This is a genomic window from Nonomuraea sp. WAC 01424 (assembly GCF_003947315.1).
Classification (GTDB): Bacteria; Actinomycetota; Actinomycetes; order Streptosporangiales; family Streptosporangiaceae; genus Nonomuraea; species Nonomuraea spiralis.
Genome location: NZ_QHHZ01000008.1, coordinates 141,225 through 155,938, shown reverse-complemented (window position 1 = coordinate 155,938; position 14,714 = coordinate 141,225). Strand labels below are relative to the sequence as shown.

Below are 14,714 nucleotides of genomic sequence, written 5' to 3'. Positions count from 1 at the left end.
ACGCCGGGGAAACACGGTCGCGTATTGCATCTCCCCTCGTAACGCCAATCGGCTTTCGGTGAAGGAGAACATTCATGCGAGGACGACCCCTCATGGCGCTGGCCGCGGCCTCGCTGTTCCTGACGGCGTGCGGCGGCCGGCAGGGCGGATCGGACGTGGCGTCGGTGTCCGGCACCGGCGCCAAGCCCGCGGCCAGCGCCCCGGCCACGGCGGACCGCGGCGAACAGGCCATCAAGTACACCACCTGCCTGCGCGAACAGGGCGTGGACGTCCCCGACCCCGGTCCGGACGGCCGGATCCAGATGAAGTTCGACAAGAGCTCGGGCAGCCCGGAGAAGATCCAGAAGGCCATGGACGCCTGCAAGGAGTTCCAGCCCGCCGGGATGACGTCGGGCAAGGGCAACGATCCCAAGACGGCCGAGGCCATGCGCAAGCAGGCCCAGTGCATGCGCGACAACGGCGTGGAGGCGTTCCCCGACCCCGAGGGCGGCATGGTGCGCATCACGCGCGAGGTCGGCGAGGACCCCGACTTCAAGTCCGCGCAGGAGAAGTGCCGGATGAACATCGGCGGGGGACAGGGAGGCTCTTGATGGGGACGGCCACCATCGACGGCCAGGCCGGGCTGGAGGCCCCTCCGCCCCGCCCGGGCCGCCGCCGCGGCGGCGGGCGGACGATCATCGCCCTCCTCGGGGTGGTCGCGGTCGCGGGGGCGGCGGTCCTGGCGATCAATCCCGGCGGCCTGCTGGACGGCGGCGCCACCCCGGCCACGTCGGCCGCCGCGCTGCCCCCGGCCAGCACCCCGGTCGTCCGGCAGACGCTGAACGACACCAGGGACGCCGACGGCGAGCTCGGCTACGGCCCGTTGACCACGGCCGTGGCCAGGAAACCCGGCACGATCACCTGGCTCCCGGACAGCGGCGACCAGATCAGCCGCGGCCGGTCCCTGTACCGCCTGGACAACAAACCGGTCATGCTCCTGTACGGCACCACCCCCGCCTACCGCGACCTGCGGATCGGCACCAAGGGCAAGGACGTCGAGAACCTGGAACGCAACCTGCGCGAACTCGGCTACGACGGCTTCACGGCGGACGACGAGTACACCTACGACACCGCCCAGGCGGTCAGGGAGTGGCAGGACGACCGCGGCCTCGACGAGACCGGCGAGGTGGAGCTGGGCCGGGTCGTCTTCGCCCCCGGCAAGGTACGGGTGGAGAGCATGGAGGCCGAGAAGGGGCAGCCCACGGCCCCCGGGCAGAAGATCCTCACGTACACGGGCACGAAGAAGGTCGTCACGGCCAAGCTGGAGGCCGAGGACCAGCGGATGGCCAAGAAGGGCACCAAGGTCTCGGTCACCATGCCCGACGGCAAGAACGTGACCGGCCGGATCACCGAGGTGGCCACGATCATCGAGCCGGGCGAGGGCCAGAACGCCGACCCGAAGACCCGCCTGGAGGTGCTGGTCTCGCTGGGGACGGCCAAGGCCGCGAAGGAGCTGGACAAGGCGGCGGTGAAGGTGACGTTCACCGCCGACAGGCGGAAGGGCGTGCTGACCGTGCCGGTGTCGGCGCTCGTGGCGCTGCAGGAGGGCGGGTACGGCGTGGAAGTGGTCGAGGACGGCGGATCGCGATACCTCGCCGTCAAGACGGGATTGTTCGCCGGTGGCCGGGTCGAGGTCTCCGGCGACGGGCTCACCGAGGGCATGACCGTGGGAATCCCGAAATGACCCACCCCGCGAACCCCCGTACGACCGCGGCACCCCGTGCGGCGTACGCGATGATCTCGTTGACCGGGGTGTCGAGGACCTATCCCGGCGGTGTGGCCGCGCTGGACTCGGTGTCGCTGGAGATCGGGCACGGTGAGCTCGTCGCCATCGTCGGCCCGTCGGGCTCGGGCAAGTCCACGATGCTCAACCTCGTCGGCACCCTCGACCGCCCCTCCGCCGGCCGCATCGAGATCGACGGGTACGACGTGTCCAAGCTGTCGGACAACCAGCTCTCGGCGCTGCGCGCGACCACGATCGGCTTCGTCTTCCAGCACTTCCACCTGGCCGCCCGGGTCACCGCGCTGGACAACGTGGCCGACGGCCTGATCTACACCGGCCTGCCGCAGTCCGAACGGCGCCGGCGGGCCGAGGCGGCGCTGCGCCGCGTGGGCCTTGGGCACCGGACCTACCACGAGCCGCACGAGTTGTCCGGCGGCGAGCGGCAGCGCGTGGCCATCGCCAGGGCGGTGGCCGGCGACCCGCCGCTGCTGCTGGCCGACGAGCCCACCGGCGCCCTGGACTCGGTCTCGGGAAACGGCGTGATGGACCTGCTGCACGAGCTGAACGCGAGCGGCACCACCATCGTGATCATCACCCACGACCGCGAGATCGCCGCCGGCCTGCCCCGCCAGGTGGGCATGCGCGACGGCCGCATCGTCTCCGACTCCGCCGCGAACCACCCGAAGACCGGCGAAGGCCACGGGTCTGGGTCGTCTGTGCGGGAGCCCGTCGAATCCGAGGTGGCGTGATGGCCACGCTGGAGCGGCCCCGGCTCTCCCCGGCCAGGATGCGGCCGCGCGACGTGATGCGCGTGGGCGCGGTCGGCCTGCGTACGCGCCCGCTGCGGGCGTTCCTGTCCGCGCTCGGCATCGCGATCGGCATCGCCGCGATGATCGGCGTGGTCGGGATCTCGTCCTCCTCCAGCGCCGAACTGGACCGTACGCTGTCCGCGCTGGGCACGAACCTGCTCACCGTCTCCTCCGGCACCACGCTCATGGGCGAGGCGGCCCAGATGCCCATGGACGCCGAGGCGATGATCGAGCGCATCGGCCCGGTGGAGTCGGTCTCGTCCACCGGGAGCGTGGCCGCGGCCAAGGTCTACCGGAGCGAGGAGATCCCCGAGCCCCAGACCAACGGGCTCATCACCATCGCCGCCCGCCTCGACCTGCTGCCGACCGTGGGCGCGACCGTCCGCCGCGGCACCTGGCTGAACGCGGCCACCGAGCGTTACCCGGCCGTCGTGCTCGGCTCGGTCGCCGCCCAGCGGCTCGGCATCGGCACGGTCACCCCCGACACGCAGGTGGTGGTCGGCGGCGTCCGGTTCACGGTGGTCGGCGTGCTCGACCCGGTGCCCCTGGCCGAGGAGCTGAACAGCGCGGCCCTGGTCGGCTGGCCGGTCGCGGAGTCCAGGCTGGACTTCGACGGGCATCCGACCACGCTCTACACCCGTTCGCAGGAGGCCAGGCTGGAGGCCGTGCGCTCGGTGCTGGCCGGCACGGCCAACCCCGAGGCGTCCAACGAGATGAACGTCTCCCGCCCGTCCGACGCGCTGGCCGCCAAGCAGGCGACCGGTCAGGCGTTCGCCGGGCTGCTGCTCGGCGTGGGCGCGGTCGCCCTGCTCGTGGGCGGCGTGGGCGTGGCCAACACGATGGTCATCTCGGTGCTGGAACGCCGCGCGGAGATCGGCCTGCGCCGCTCGCTCGGCGCCACCCGCGGCCAGATCCGCACCCAGTTCCTCGCCGAGTCGCTGCTGCTGTCCGCGCTGGGCGGCGCGGGCGGGATCCTCCTGGGGGCCGGCGTCACCGTCGGTTACGCCTTCTCCCGCGAGTGGCCGGCCGTGGTGCCCGGGTGGGCGACGGTCGGCGGCCTGGTCGCCACGCTGGTCATCGGCGCGGTCGCGGGGCTCTACCCGGCCGTACGCGCCTCGCGGTTGTCGCCGACGGAGGCGCTGTCCGCCCCCTGAGCCCTCTGAGTCTCCCGAGCGCGGGTCAGGGGGCGGTGCTCTCGTTCGCCGGGGTGTAGCAGGTCGTCCTGCCGACGATCCTGACGTTCGGCCCGTCGAGGACGGTGAGCTCGAACGTCAGGTTCGTCTCGGGGTTGCGCACGATGAACACGCCCGTGCTCTCGTCACGCAGGTCCAGGTCGTCCACGATCTGGTCGTAGCCCATGTCCTGGAGGGCGAGCAGCACCCCGTCGGGGGCGCCGGCGGCCTCGCCCTCGGCCTGGACCAGCCGGCGCACCTGGCCGGGCAGGCACGAGCGGTCCTCGGTCTCGTCGGAACGGTGGGCCGGCGACACGGTCAGCGTGGAGGCGGCGAGCAGGGTGTCGGTGTCGGCGGTGAGCCGCCTGGCCGCCTCCTCGAAGGAGGGCTGCCTGGCGGAGGTACAGGCTGCCGCGACCCCGACGCAGAAAAGCACCGCGGAAATCACGACCGAGCGACCAGCCAGGCGCACGATCGGACCTTATCGGAGATCAATTCCGATTGCAGCTCGTATAAACACAAGATTAAGGATCGATGTCGAAGGGCGCCCGGCCGCGCATTCTCATGAGGGCCTGCCATTCAGCTCGTCCAGCTTGCGTTCGATGCGTTCCAGGCGCGCGCGCAGCTCGTCCACGTCGCCGCGTTCGGCCTCCACCTCTTCGGGGCGCAGGCGGACCAGGAGCGCGCCGCCGGGCTCCAGGCGTACGAGGTCGGTGTCGGACACGCTGTCGGCCCCTCTGAGCTGGAGCATGACGTCGAGGTCGGCCTGCCGTACGCCCGTCCGGCGCAGCGCGGAGGGGATGAAGTGCCCGTCGCGGGCCAGGACCACGGGGTCGCCCTCGACCATCCGGCCGATCGAGGGCACGGCCGCCGCCAGCCGTACCACGACCGAGTTGACCGCCACCAGCATCACCACGCCCACCACGCCGCCGATCAGCGAGTTGTCCGGGCCGATGATCGCGTTCTGCACGACGTTGCTCATCAGCAGCATGACGACGAAGTCGAAGTTGTTGAGCTGGGCGATGCCGCGTTTGCCCATGATGCGGATCAGCGCGGCGATCGTCAGGTAGACCACGATCGTCCTGACGGCCTTGTCGGCGAACGAGACCCCCAGGGCGAACAGGTCGCTCACCGGTGTCTGAGCCTGGCGATCAGCCCCAGGTCCTCCACGCAGCGGCCGAGGCCGAGGGCCACGGAGTCGGTGGGCCGCTCCGCGCGGCGTACCGGCATGGACAGGCCCGCGCGCAGCCGCCGGCGCAGGCCGGGCAGCAGCGCGCCGCCGCCGACCAGCACCAGTCCTCCCTCGCCCAGGTCGGCGGCCAGTTCGGCGGGGCAGCGTTCCACGGTGTACTCGGCGGCCCGCACGATGTGCTCGACCGGCTGGGCGGCGGCCTCGCGGACGCGTTCGGCGGGCAGCGCGACCGCGCGCTCCTCGCCGGTGTCGGCGTCCCTGCCGTGGAGCAGGACGTTGCCCGCCGGCTCCCGTACCGAGCACAGCTTGGCCGCCTCGGCCTCCCGCTCGCCGACCAGCAGGCCGTGCTCGTCCTCGGCCAGGCGGGCGACGGCCCGGGTCACCGCGCCCCCGCCGCCGCGTACCGTGCCGACGGTGACCACGGACCCGCAGGAGAGCACGGCGATCCTGGCGGCGTCGCGGCCGATGTCGATGACCATGTGGCCGGCGCTGTCGTCCAGCGGCAGGCCCGCGCCGAGCGCCGCCGCGACCGCGTGCCTGACCAGCAGGATGCCGCGGGCCTCCGCCTCGAACCCGGCGTCGCGCAGCGCCACCCGCTCGATCGGCGTGAAGTCGTCGGGCACGGCCATGACCAGGCGCGGCCTGGGGAAGGGATGCCGGTGCACCTTGTGCAGGAAGTGCCTGATCATGCGCCGGGTGAGCTCGCCGTCCTGGGGCAGGCCGTCGCTGATCGGCCAGTACGTCTCGCCGTCCGCGCCGTCCGCGGCCTCGGCGCCGTAGCCGATGACCTTGCCCGTCTCCCTGTCGCGCGTGACGGCCGAGGGCTCGTCGAGCACGATGCCCTTGCCCTTGGCATAGATCCGCGTGCTGGCCGCGCCGAGATCCATCGCCAGGTCACGACCCAGGAGCCTCATCGCCCTACAGGGAGGTTGACCATCATGCCTGGGTCTATTTCCGGCGCTTCTCCAACGCAACACCAGGAAGCGAAGAGTTCCGTTTTACCCTTCGCGCCGCAGGGCGGCCAGGGTCTCCTCGGCCCACTCCCGGCCGGAGCGCATCTGGCGCAGTCCGAGGGACAGCGCGTAATTGCCGAACTGGCCCTCGGGCTGGCAGTCGAGCACCGCGAGACGGGCCTCGAAGTGGCCCTTGATGCGCTCGACCACGGCGATGGCCTGCTCGGTGTCGAGCAGCGGCAGCAGGAACGCCTGGAGGGCGGTCTCGCTGCGGATGGTCGCCGACGGGTCGTGGTCGACCAGCCACTCGGTGAGCAGCCGGCTGCCGTCGGGGGTGATGGCGTAGATCTTGCGGCCCCGCGCGCCCTCGGCCTCGACCGTCACCAGGCCGTCGGCGGCCATCTTGACCAGCTCGGGATAGATCTGTGTGTGCCCGGCCTGCCAGACGTGGTTGAGCGAGTGCTCGAACCTCTTGGCCAGGTCGTAGCCGCTGGCCGGGCCTTTGGCGGTGAGCAGGCCGAGGAGCGCGATCCGCAGGGACATGCACTCAGCATATCGAAGACTTGACATGTCAGCTCTTACATATCAATCTTCACCTGTGACTAATGACATGAAGACCAAGGGCAACGGCCTGGTGTTGCTGGCGGTGCTCGGCGGGATGTTCCTGGCGATGCTCGACCAGACGATCGTGGGCACCGCGCTGCCCCGCATCACCGGCGAACTGGGCGGCACGGAGCTGTACACGTGGGTGGTCACCGCCTATCTGCTCACCTCCACCGTGACCGTGCCGCTGTACGGCAGGCTCTCCGACCAGCACGGCAGGAAGCCGCTGCTGCTCCTCGGGATGTCGGTGTTCGTGGCCGGGTCGGCGCTGTGCGGCCTCGCCCAGGACATGACCCAGCTCATCGCCTTCCGCGCGGTGCAGGGGCTGGGTGCCGGCGCGCTGCTGCCGCTCTCGCTGGCGCTGGTGATGGAGATGTTCCCGCCCGGACGCAACGGCGCCCGGGTGCAGGGCGCGCTCGGCGGCGTGATGGCGTTGACGTACCTGGCCGGGCCGTTTCTGGGCGGGCTGTTCACCGACCACGCGAGCTGGCGGTGGGCCTTCTACGTGAACGTGCCGCTCGGGATCGTGCTGATCGCGATCGTGGTGCTGCGGCTGCCGTTCCGTCCCGGTACGGGCGGCGAGGGCCGGCCGGACTACGCGGGCATCGCGGTGTTCAGCGTGGCCGTCAGCGCGCTGCTGCTCGGCCTGACCGAGAAGGGCCTGGACGGCAACTCCTGGACCTCGTTGCCCGTGGCCGGGCCGATCCTGCTGGCGCTGGTGCTGCTGGTCGTGTTCGTGCTGGTGGAGCGGCGGGTGGCGAGCCCGATCATGCCGCTGCACCTGTTCCGGGACCGCACGTACACGCTGGTCAACGCGACCTCGTTCTTCACGGCCTTCTGCATGTACGCCGGTGTGGTGTTCCTGCCGCGTTACTTCCAGCAGGCGCTGGGTGTCAGCGCCACCGAGTCGGGGCTGCGGATCTACCCGATGACGCTGGCCATGGTGGCGGGCAGCGCGCTCATGGGCACGCTGATGTCCAGGACGCGCACGTACAAGCCGTGGCTGGTCGTGGCGCCGTTCCTGCTCGTGGCCGGCAGCCTGCTCTGCCTGAACCTGACCCTGCGTACCGACGGACTGGTGCTGGCCGGGTGGATGGTGCTCATCGGGCTCGGCATGGGCCCGATGTTGTCGGGGCTGACCGTGGCCGTGCAGCAGGCCGTCGAGCCGCGGTACATCGGCACGGCCTCGGCCAACCTGACCTTCTTCCGGCAGATCGGCGGCTCGGTGGCGCTGGCGCTGGGCGGCACCGCGTACACCTCGGTCATCGGCACGGACGCGCCCGTCCACGGGCTCGCGGCCGCCCACGCCTCGGCGGCGGCCGTGGTGATCCCGTCGCTGGGGGTGGCAGGCGCGGTGGTCGCCCTGGTCGCGCTGGTCATGATGCCGCGCGCGCTGGTGGAGGAGGCGCCGGCGGCGGAAAACAGAGTGGAGGCCGGTTTCGCGTCGTAAGCGACGTCATGCGAAGCTGTGGATGTCCCCAACACCAGGAGGTCCTCATGGCGGAAACACCGGAGCCGGAAGTCGACGAGACTCCCGAGGACGAGATGAAGCGCAAGTTCCGCGAGGCGCTGGAACGCAAGCGCAACCAGCACGCCGACTCGGCCGCGGGTGGCAAGGGCGTGGACCCGTCGAAGATCCACGGGGCGCACGGTCCGGCCGCGAGTAAAAGATCCTTCAGGCGCAAGAGCGGCGGCTGAAAGGCCCAATTTCTCTGGGGGTACGGCATGCCGTGCCCCCTTTCTCTTTGCCGCGACAGGTAGATCTTTACCCGATTCATGACGATTCGTTTGTATTTGTCCGTTTCTCTGGGTACGGTCTTAACCAATTACCAGCTGGTGGCGTAGTCCCTACCAGGAGAGGGGCGACAGCTGGCGCCGAATCCCGACTTGTCGGGAACCGGGGACCCATCTCATTGGGGTGAATCCGGCCATGTGCCGGTAGGGCATCTCCACGCCCGAACCCGTCAGCTAACCCGGTAGGCGAGATGGAGAGGACTTCACCCGCATGTACCACCTCGTCGTTCCCCCAGGCAGTGTAGTGACGGCCGCCTGCTGAGCGGCCTCTTCCCCGACTTTCCCCCACGCGCCGCGTAACCGCCCTTTCGGCGCTCTGCCCGGTTACGGACCGTAGTCGCGCGCGTTCCCCCTGTCCCCTCGCGAAGGACTCACTGCTTCATGTCTGCTCGATTTGGCCTGCGTTCCATCGCCCTGTTGTCCGCGTCCGCCCTGGGCGCGCTGACCATCGGCGCCACCTGCGCCCACGCCGACACCGGCGACGACCAGAAGGTCCTGCTCAAGGGGTCCACCACGGCCTCCTACTTCTGGGACGACTCCTCCGGCCGCGCCGGCGACACCGGACTTCCCGCCAGTGGCAAGCCCATGCAGAAGGGCCTGGCCGCCAGCCCGAGCTGGCCCCTGATGACCGAGGGTTACGTGACGTTCAACGGCAAGAAGATGCCGTTCTTCGTCGGCGACCGCGGCCCCGGCGTGCCCTCCAATCGCGGGGTCATGCTCGACCTCGACGCCAAGACCTTCGCCGAACTGACCGGCGGCAGCTTCAACTCCGACACCCTGGGCGTGGACGGCAACGGCGGCCGCGGCCACATCAAGATCGACTACGTCATCACCAAGTGGGGCGACGGCAAGGGCAAGAAGAACTACCCCGTGGCCTTCTCGACCGGCGCGTGGAGCAGGTACGACTCGAACCCCGCCGAGCCGCCCAAGGTCGAGGCCGCCCAGTCCGCCGACGACGCCGCCGGTTCCGCCGGTGGCCAGGAGGGGATCGGCAAGTCCGTCGCGATGGGCGGCACCGTCATGGCCGGCGTGCTGGTGGTGGCCGGTGGCGGCGTGGTACTCAACAACGAGCGCCTGCGCAAGCTCCTGAACGACTGATCCCTGGACATACGGCTCTTTACGCCGAACGACCAGAATGACATTCTGGTCGCTGTGATCCAGCGCGCAGCCGCGAACGGCATCGAGATCGCCTACGAGAGCTTCGGCTCCTCTGCGGGACGGCCCCTGCTGCTCATCATGGGACTCGGCGCCCAGCTCATCCACTGGGACGACGACTTCTGTGAACTCCTGGCCGAGCAGGGGCACCACGTCGTCAGGTTCGACAACCGCGACGCGGGCCTGTCCACCCATCTCCACGACGAGGGCGTTCCCCAATGGGGGGCGCCTTCGCCGTATTTGCTGGACGACCTGGCCGACGACAGCGCCGCCCTCATGGACGTCCTGGGATGGCCCGCCGCGCACGTCGTCGGCGCCTCGATGGGCGGGATGATCGCCCAGGCGCTGGCCATCCGGCATCCCGGCCGCGTGCTGAGCCTGACCTCGATCATGTCCACGCCCAGCCCCCAGGCGGCTCCGCCGACCGAGGCGGCCGCAGCGGTGCTGCTCGCCAAGGCCGCCGCGGACCGCGAGGCGGTCGTCGCCGACGCGCTGCGGACCTGGGCCGTGATCGGCTCCCCCGGCTACGAGCTGGACCGCGAACGTGTCAGCAGGCTGGCCGGGCTCGCCTTCGACCGCTGCCACGACCCGGCCGGCTCGGCCCGCCAGCTCGCCGCCATCCTGGCCTCGGGCGACCGTACGTCGCCGCTGGGCGAGCTGAAGGTGCCCGCGCTGGTCATCCACGGCGAGGACGACCAGCTCGTGCCGGTCGCCGGTGGCCGGGCCACGGCCGCCGCCATCCCGGGCGCCCGCCTGGTCACGTACCCGGGCATGGGACACGACCTGCCGCGCCCGCTCTGGCCCGCCATCGTCGCCGAGGTCGGCGCGCACACCGGCTCCGTGACGGCGGCCGTCACGGAGCCGTGAGGCGGTGTTCAGAGCTCCAGCTTCTCCTCGATGACCTTGAGCATGTGCCGCGCCAGGGCCAGGTTGGCGCGGTTGCGGTCGAGGGCGAGGTAGAGGAAGAGGCCCTTGCCGCTGCGGCCGGTGATCGGGCGGATGATGTGGTACTGGGCGGTGAGCGTGATCAGGATGTCCTCGATGCCGTCCTTGAGGCCCAGCGAGTCCATCGTGCGCAGCTTGGCCTTCATGACCTCGGTGTTCCCCGCGGCCGCGACCTGGAGATCCAGCTCCTTCGAGCCGCCGAGCGTGCCGAGCGCCATGCCGCTGCCGTGGTCGACGATCGCCGCGCCGATCGTGCCGTCGATGCCCATCATCTCCTTGAGGGAGACGTCCATGCCTGCCATGCTTTTCCTCCGCTTCGGTCGGGATGGTCAGTGCTTGCGTGCCACGGCGGCCACGGAGGCCGCCGTCTTCCTGCCCTCCAGCCGGAGGAGCCCGACGTTGGCGCCGGGTCCCGCCAGGACCGTGAGGACGATGGTGGGGCCCGCGGCGTAGAAGGCCACGAAACCGGCGGTGCCGGAGACGAGGGTCTCCTCGAACGTCCCGCGGCCCGTCATGGTCAGCATCCGGCTGCTCATCGCGAGCAGGGCCGCCGACAGCGCCGCCGCCCGTTCGCCGGTCTCTCCTTCGAGGTCGCAGGCGATCTGGAGGCCGTCCACGGTGCAGGCGACGCTGCCGGTGACGTCCGGCGTACGGCCGCGCAGGAGCTCCATCTCCGCCAGGACCTCTTGCCGTAGCTCCACGGGTGGCCTCCTCCTGCGTGAGGGGAACCTCACGGCATCTCCTCCAGCGCCTTCTTCAGCCGCCGCAGCAGCGTCAGATCGGTCGGGTCCGCCGTCGGCCGCGGCCCGGCGGCCTGGTGGGAGCCGCCCTCCCCGGTGCGCGCGGGCACCGGCACCGGGCTCGGGACCCGTCGGGGCAGGGGGTCTGTTGTGCCTGGGTTGTCGTCCGGGCGGCGCGGGGGCGTCGCGGCGGGCCGTGCCGGGTCCGGCGGGGCGAGGAGGCCGGCGGCGGCCAGCTTCCTGACGGCCAGCAGCACCGAGTAGCCCGACCGGCCCAGGTGCCGGGCCAGTTCCAGAGGCGTCGCCTTCTGGTCGGCCCGTACGACGACCTCCCACTGCACCTGGCTGAGCGCGACCCCGTGCCCGGGGAGGCGGGGGATCGGCCGTACCGGCTGGGTGTCCACGTCGGAGGAGGGCCAGATGCCGGTGAGCTGGTCGCGGCGGCGGGCGCACTCGCGCACCAGCTCCGGTACGTCGAAGAACCACTGCCCGCCCAGCCAGTGCTCCTCCCCGGGCCGGAACTTCGGCCGTACGCCGGTCACCGGCAGCAGGAAGAACGCGGCGTCCAGGACCACCCCGAGGACGGCGTACTGGAGCTCGGCCAGGGTGACCGGGCCCTCCTGGAGCAGCCGGGCGCGGCCGCCGTCCGCCTGGAGCGCGCGCAGCGCCGACTCCGACACCCGCCCCCTGGCCGCGAACAGCCGCTCGACGCCGGGGGTCTGCGCGCACTCCATGTACGTCACGCGCCCGTCCGACAGGAAGACCGTGCCGTTCCTGCCCAGCCGCAGTGCCCCTGTCGCGCGTTCGCGGGCGAGTCCGGCGAGGAGCGAGTCGAGGGCGGTCATGGCTCAGGTCGTCAGCAGGCCGGCGATGGCCCGCAGGCGGTAGCGGGCCAGGGCGAGGTTCGACCGTTCCAGGTCGAGACGTACGTAGATGACCAGCGGCCCCTCGAAGGCCGTCTCCAGCAGCCGGAGCAGGTGGTGCCCCCGGTCGGTGGTGACGAGCATGTCGTCGATGCGCACGATCTCGCCGGGACACGTCCGGGTCAGCCCGTCGGTGGTGGCGCGCAGCGCCTCGGTCAGCGCCGCGGCGGACCTGTCGGCGTCCACGCCGGACGCGCTGCTGAAGGCGACCGCCATACCGCTGGTGCCGTCGACCAGCATGGCGTCGAGCGCGCCCGGTATTGACATGACCTCCGCCAGGCAGGTGTCCACTCCCAGCACCGCCGTTCTCCCTCCGTCGTGAGACGGGGAAAGCGTAGGGGGCCGCGAGTAGCCAGAAGTCACGCCATTAAACGAGAGATACGTTTTTATACGGCCAGGGCGAAGAAAACCATCACTAGTGCGGAAATAAGATCAATTCACGAAATTTTCTCGCGATGGCGGAGGATCTCGTGCACGTTCTCCTCGGCCCACCGCGCGACCACCGAGATCGGCGCGTGCAGCGAACGCCCGAGGTCGGTCAGCGTGTACTCCACCCGCGGCGGCACCTCGGCGAAGACCTCGCGGGTGAGCAGCCCGTCCAGCTCCATGGCGCGCAACGTCTGAGTCAGGACCTTCGGCGTCACCCCGTTGATACGCCCGCGCAGCGCGGTGAAGCGCATCGGCCCGTCGATGAGGCTGAGCAGCACCAGCACCGACCACTTGTCACCGATCCGGTCCAGGACCAGCCTGGTTGGGCAGTTCGGGTCAAAAGCATCGCCAGTATCCATAAGGTACTTATAGCACGATGAAGTAACCAGTATCTGTTGGATACTGTGCTTCTCATGAAGATCCTCGTGTTCGGCGCGACCGGGATGATCGGTCAGCGCATCGTCAGCGAACTCACCGAACGCGGCCACGACGTCACCGGCGTCAGCCGCCGCGGTCCCGTCAAGGGCGACGTCCACGACGCCGCCACGATCGCCAAGGGGTACGACGCCGTCGTCTCGGCCATCGCCCCGCCGCGCGACGGCACCGAGCCCGAGCCGCCGTTCCTCGCCGCCAACCGCGCCCTCATCGACGGCCTGCGGGCCGCCGGGGTGAGCCGGGTGGTGATCGTGGGCGGCGCGGGCAGCCTCCAGGTGGCCCCCGGCGTCGACCTGGTCGACACGCCCGGCTTCCCGGACATCTACAAGAAGGAGGCCAGGTCCGCGCGGGCCGCGCTCGGGCTCTACCGGGAGGTGACCGACCTGGACTGGACGTACATCTCACCGGCCGCCGTGATCGAGCCGGGCGAGCGCACCGGCGTCTACCGGATCGGCCGCGACGACCTGCTGAGCGACGCCGACGGCCGCAGCTTCATCTCGGCCGAGGACTACGCGGTCGCGGTCACCGACGAACTGGAGGAGAACGCCCACCCACGCACCCGCATCACGGTCGCCTACTGAACGTCCTCGTCCGGTTCGTCGGGCAGCAGCGCCTTCTCGTCGGGCTTGTGCACCAGCACGTTGTCCACGTACGACTTCACGGCCGTGGCCAGCCCGACGTCGGCGCCCGCCGACTCCGACAGGTACCAGCGGTGGTCGAGTATCTCGTGGAAGAGCTGCGCGGGCTCCAGCTTGCCGCGCAGCTCCGCGGGGATGCCGTCGACCGTCGGGTGGAACACCTCGGCCAGCCAGCGGTGGGCCACGATGGACTCGTCCTCGTGCCGCAGCCCCTGGGCCACCCGGTAGCCGTCCAGGTCGTTGAGCAGCCGCCTGGCCTGGTTCTCCTCGACGTCGAGGCCGGTCAGCCGGAGCAGCCGCCGCTGGTGGTGCCCGGCGTCCACCACCTTCGGCCGGACGATCAGCCGGCCGGTGCCGACCTTGCGCCGCACCATCATCTCGGCGACGTCGAAGCCGAGCAGGTTCAGGCGGCGGATGCGGTGCTCCACGCGGTGCCAGTCGACCTCGTCGATGATCTCGCTGTCGGTGATCTCGGCCCACAGGCGGTGGTAGCGGGTGACGATGTCCTCGGCGGTCTCCATGGGGTCGATCGACGGGTGCAGCAGCCCGCCGGCCTCCAGGTCGAGCATCTCGCCGAAGATGTTGGTGTGGGCCACGTCGATGTCGGTCAGCCGCTGGCCCTCGCTGATCATCGGGTGCATCTCGCCGGTCTCGGCGTCCACCAGGTAGGCGGCGAAGGCGCCCGCGTCCCTGCGGAAGAGCGTGTTGGACAGCGAGCAGTCGCCCCAGTAGAAGCCGTTCAGGTGCAGGCGTACCAGCAGCACGGCCAGGGCGTCGAGCAGGCGGGTGAGCGTGTCGGGCCGCAGGGTGCCGGACATCACGGCGCGGTAGGGGAGCGAGAACTGCAGGTGCCGGGTGATCAGCGCGGCGTCCAGGCCCTCGTCGCGGCCGGTGACGTACGCCACGGGCTCGACGGCCGGGGCGTCCAGGCGGGCCAGGTCCCACAGGAGCTGGTACTCCCGCTTGGCGTACCGTTCGCTGATCTCCTTGATCGCGTAGACCTTGCCGGACAGCCGGGCGAACCGCACCACGTGCCGGGAGATGCCGCGCGGCAGATCGACCAGGTGATGCCGGGGCCAGTCCGCCAGCGGGACGTCCCAAGGAAGGCGGATGAGGTCAGGGTCTCCGAGCGCGCCGGTGATCTGCAGGGGCATGACCGTCAGG

The 14,714-nt window shown here is 70.7% G+C and carries 19 protein-coding genes and 1 riboswitch; of the genes, 9 read left to right on the top strand and 10 right to left on the bottom strand.

Going from position 1 to position 14,714, the window contains the following annotated elements; translation table 11 throughout:
- Nucleotides 1-74 precede the first annotated feature (74 nt).
- From DMB42_RS22840 to DMB42_RS22825, 4 genes are read left to right on the top strand one after another with little or no spacing between them, the layout of a single operon-like run.
- The gene (locus tag DMB42_RS22840; protein WP_125637030.1) at nucleotides 75-590 is read left to right on the top strand and encodes a hypothetical protein; all 516 of its coding nucleotides are present in this window, start codon (nucleotides 75-77) and stop codon (nucleotides 588-590) included.
- Nucleotides 590-1,723 (top strand): efflux RND transporter periplasmic adaptor subunit, encoded by a 1,134-nt coding sequence (locus DMB42_RS22835; RefSeq protein ID WP_125637029.1) that lies wholly within the window; start codon nucleotides 590-592, stop codon nucleotides 1,721-1,723. The genes DMB42_RS22840 and DMB42_RS22835 overlap by 1 nt, the downstream gene beginning before the upstream one ends.
- A complete protein-coding gene (locus DMB42_RS22830) occupies nucleotides 1,720-2,511 on the top strand; it encodes an ABC transporter ATP-binding protein (protein WP_396983202.1) in 792 nt (263 codons plus the stop codon). Before DMB42_RS22835 ends, DMB42_RS22830 begins: the two co-directional genes overlap by 4 nt.
- Entirely contained in the window at nucleotides 2,511-3,725 is a 1,215-nt protein-coding gene (locus DMB42_RS22825; RefSeq protein WP_125637028.1) for an ABC transporter permease, read from the top strand. The genes DMB42_RS22830 and DMB42_RS22825 overlap by 1 nt, the downstream gene beginning before the upstream one ends.
- Before the next feature lie 25 nt (nucleotides 3,726-3,750).
- Here DMB42_RS22825 and DMB42_RS22820 read toward each other — a convergent pair whose 3' ends face one another.
- The 4 genes from DMB42_RS22820 to DMB42_RS22805 form a co-directional block, all read right to left on the bottom strand.
- Nucleotides 3,751-4,215 (bottom strand): hypothetical protein, encoded by a 465-nt coding sequence (locus tag DMB42_RS22820; RefSeq protein ID WP_125637027.1) that lies wholly within the window; start codon nucleotides 4,213-4,215, stop codon nucleotides 3,751-3,753.
- A 90-nt stretch (nucleotides 4,216-4,305) separates the two neighbouring features.
- Nucleotides 4,306-4,875, bottom strand: coding sequence for a YetF domain-containing protein (locus tag DMB42_RS22815; protein ID WP_125637026.1), 570 nt, complete (start codon nucleotides 4,873-4,875; stop codon nucleotides 4,306-4,308).
- On the bottom strand, nucleotides 4,872-5,849 hold the full coding sequence (locus DMB42_RS22810) for a rod shape-determining protein (RefSeq protein ID WP_125637025.1): 978 nt from the start codon (nucleotides 5,847-5,849) through the stop codon (nucleotides 4,872-4,874). The genes DMB42_RS22815 and DMB42_RS22810 overlap by 4 nt, the downstream gene beginning before the upstream one ends.
- Nucleotides 5,850-5,933: 84 nt before the next feature.
- Complete coding sequence (locus tag DMB42_RS22805) at nucleotides 5,934-6,431, bottom strand: PadR family transcriptional regulator (protein ID WP_125637024.1); 498 nt, start codon at nucleotides 6,429-6,431, stop codon at nucleotides 5,934-5,936.
- A 55-nt stretch (nucleotides 6,432-6,486) separates the two neighbouring features.
- On the opposite strand from DMB42_RS22805, the gene DMB42_RS22800 reads away from it, so the two are divergent.
- The 4 genes from DMB42_RS22800 (at nucleotide 6,487) to DMB42_RS22785 (ending at nucleotide 10,307) form a co-directional block, all read left to right on the top strand.
- Nucleotides 6,487-7,941, top strand: a complete 1,455-nt coding sequence (locus DMB42_RS22800; RefSeq protein ID WP_260477871.1) for an MDR family MFS transporter — start codon at nucleotides 6,487-6,489, stop codon at nucleotides 7,939-7,941.
- 47 nt (nucleotides 7,942-7,988) lie between these two features.
- Complete coding sequence (locus DMB42_RS22795; RefSeq protein ID WP_125637023.1) at nucleotides 7,989-8,189, top strand: DUF5302 domain-containing protein; 201 nt, start codon at nucleotides 7,989-7,991, stop codon at nucleotides 8,187-8,189.
- 165 nt (nucleotides 8,190-8,354) lie between these two features.
- Nucleotides 8,355-8,489: riboswitch (cyclic di-AMP (ydaO/yuaA leader) on the top strand.
- 177 nt (nucleotides 8,490-8,666) lie between these two features.
- A complete protein-coding gene (locus DMB42_RS56385) occupies nucleotides 8,667-9,383 on the top strand; it encodes a hypothetical protein (protein WP_396983196.1) in 717 nt (238 codons plus the stop codon).
- A gap of 54 nt (nucleotides 9,384-9,437) precedes the next feature.
- Nucleotides 9,438-10,307, top strand: coding sequence for an alpha/beta fold hydrolase (locus DMB42_RS22785; protein ID WP_260477870.1), 870 nt, complete (start codon nucleotides 9,438-9,440; stop codon nucleotides 10,305-10,307).
- 8 nt (nucleotides 10,308-10,315) lie between these two features.
- Here DMB42_RS22785 and DMB42_RS22780 read toward each other — a convergent pair whose 3' ends face one another.
- The 5 genes from DMB42_RS22780 to DMB42_RS22760 form a co-directional block, all read right to left on the bottom strand.
- On the bottom strand, nucleotides 10,316-10,687 hold the full coding sequence (locus DMB42_RS22780; protein WP_125637022.1) for a hypothetical protein: 372 nt from the start codon (nucleotides 10,685-10,687) through the stop codon (nucleotides 10,316-10,318).
- 27 nt (nucleotides 10,688-10,714) lie between these two features.
- Nucleotides 10,715-11,086 carry a roadblock/LC7 domain-containing protein gene (locus tag DMB42_RS22775; RefSeq protein ID WP_125637021.1) on the bottom strand — a complete coding sequence of 124 codons (372 nt, stop codon included), beginning with the start codon at nucleotides 11,084-11,086 and terminating at the stop codon, nucleotides 10,715-10,717.
- A 29-nt stretch (nucleotides 11,087-11,115) separates the two neighbouring features.
- On the bottom strand, nucleotides 11,116-11,970 hold the full coding sequence (locus DMB42_RS22770; protein WP_125637020.1) for a DUF4388 domain-containing protein: 855 nt from the start codon (nucleotides 11,968-11,970) through the stop codon (nucleotides 11,116-11,118).
- 3 nt (nucleotides 11,971-11,973) lie between these two features.
- Nucleotides 11,974-12,348, bottom strand: coding sequence for a roadblock/LC7 domain-containing protein (locus DMB42_RS22765; protein WP_125637019.1), 375 nt, complete (start codon nucleotides 12,346-12,348; stop codon nucleotides 11,974-11,976).
- Nucleotides 12,349-12,485: 137 nt separating this feature from the next.
- Complete coding sequence (locus DMB42_RS22760; protein WP_125637018.1) at nucleotides 12,486-12,836, bottom strand: helix-turn-helix domain-containing protein; 351 nt, start codon at nucleotides 12,834-12,836, stop codon at nucleotides 12,486-12,488.
- A 54-nt stretch (nucleotides 12,837-12,890) separates the two neighbouring features.
- Between DMB42_RS22760 and DMB42_RS22755 the strand changes: the two genes are divergently transcribed.
- A complete protein-coding gene (locus DMB42_RS22755; protein ID WP_125637017.1) occupies nucleotides 12,891-13,493 on the top strand; it encodes an NAD(P)-dependent oxidoreductase in 603 nt (200 codons plus the stop codon).
- On the opposite strand, the gene DMB42_RS22750 is transcribed toward DMB42_RS22755, so the two are convergent.
- The gene (locus tag DMB42_RS22750) at nucleotides 13,487-14,704 is read right to left on the bottom strand and encodes a DUF4032 domain-containing protein (protein WP_185844813.1); all 1,218 of its coding nucleotides are present in this window, start codon (nucleotides 14,702-14,704) and stop codon (nucleotides 13,487-13,489) included. The genes DMB42_RS22755 and DMB42_RS22750 overlap by 7 nt on opposite strands.
- Nucleotides 14,705-14,714 lie beyond the last annotated feature (10 nt).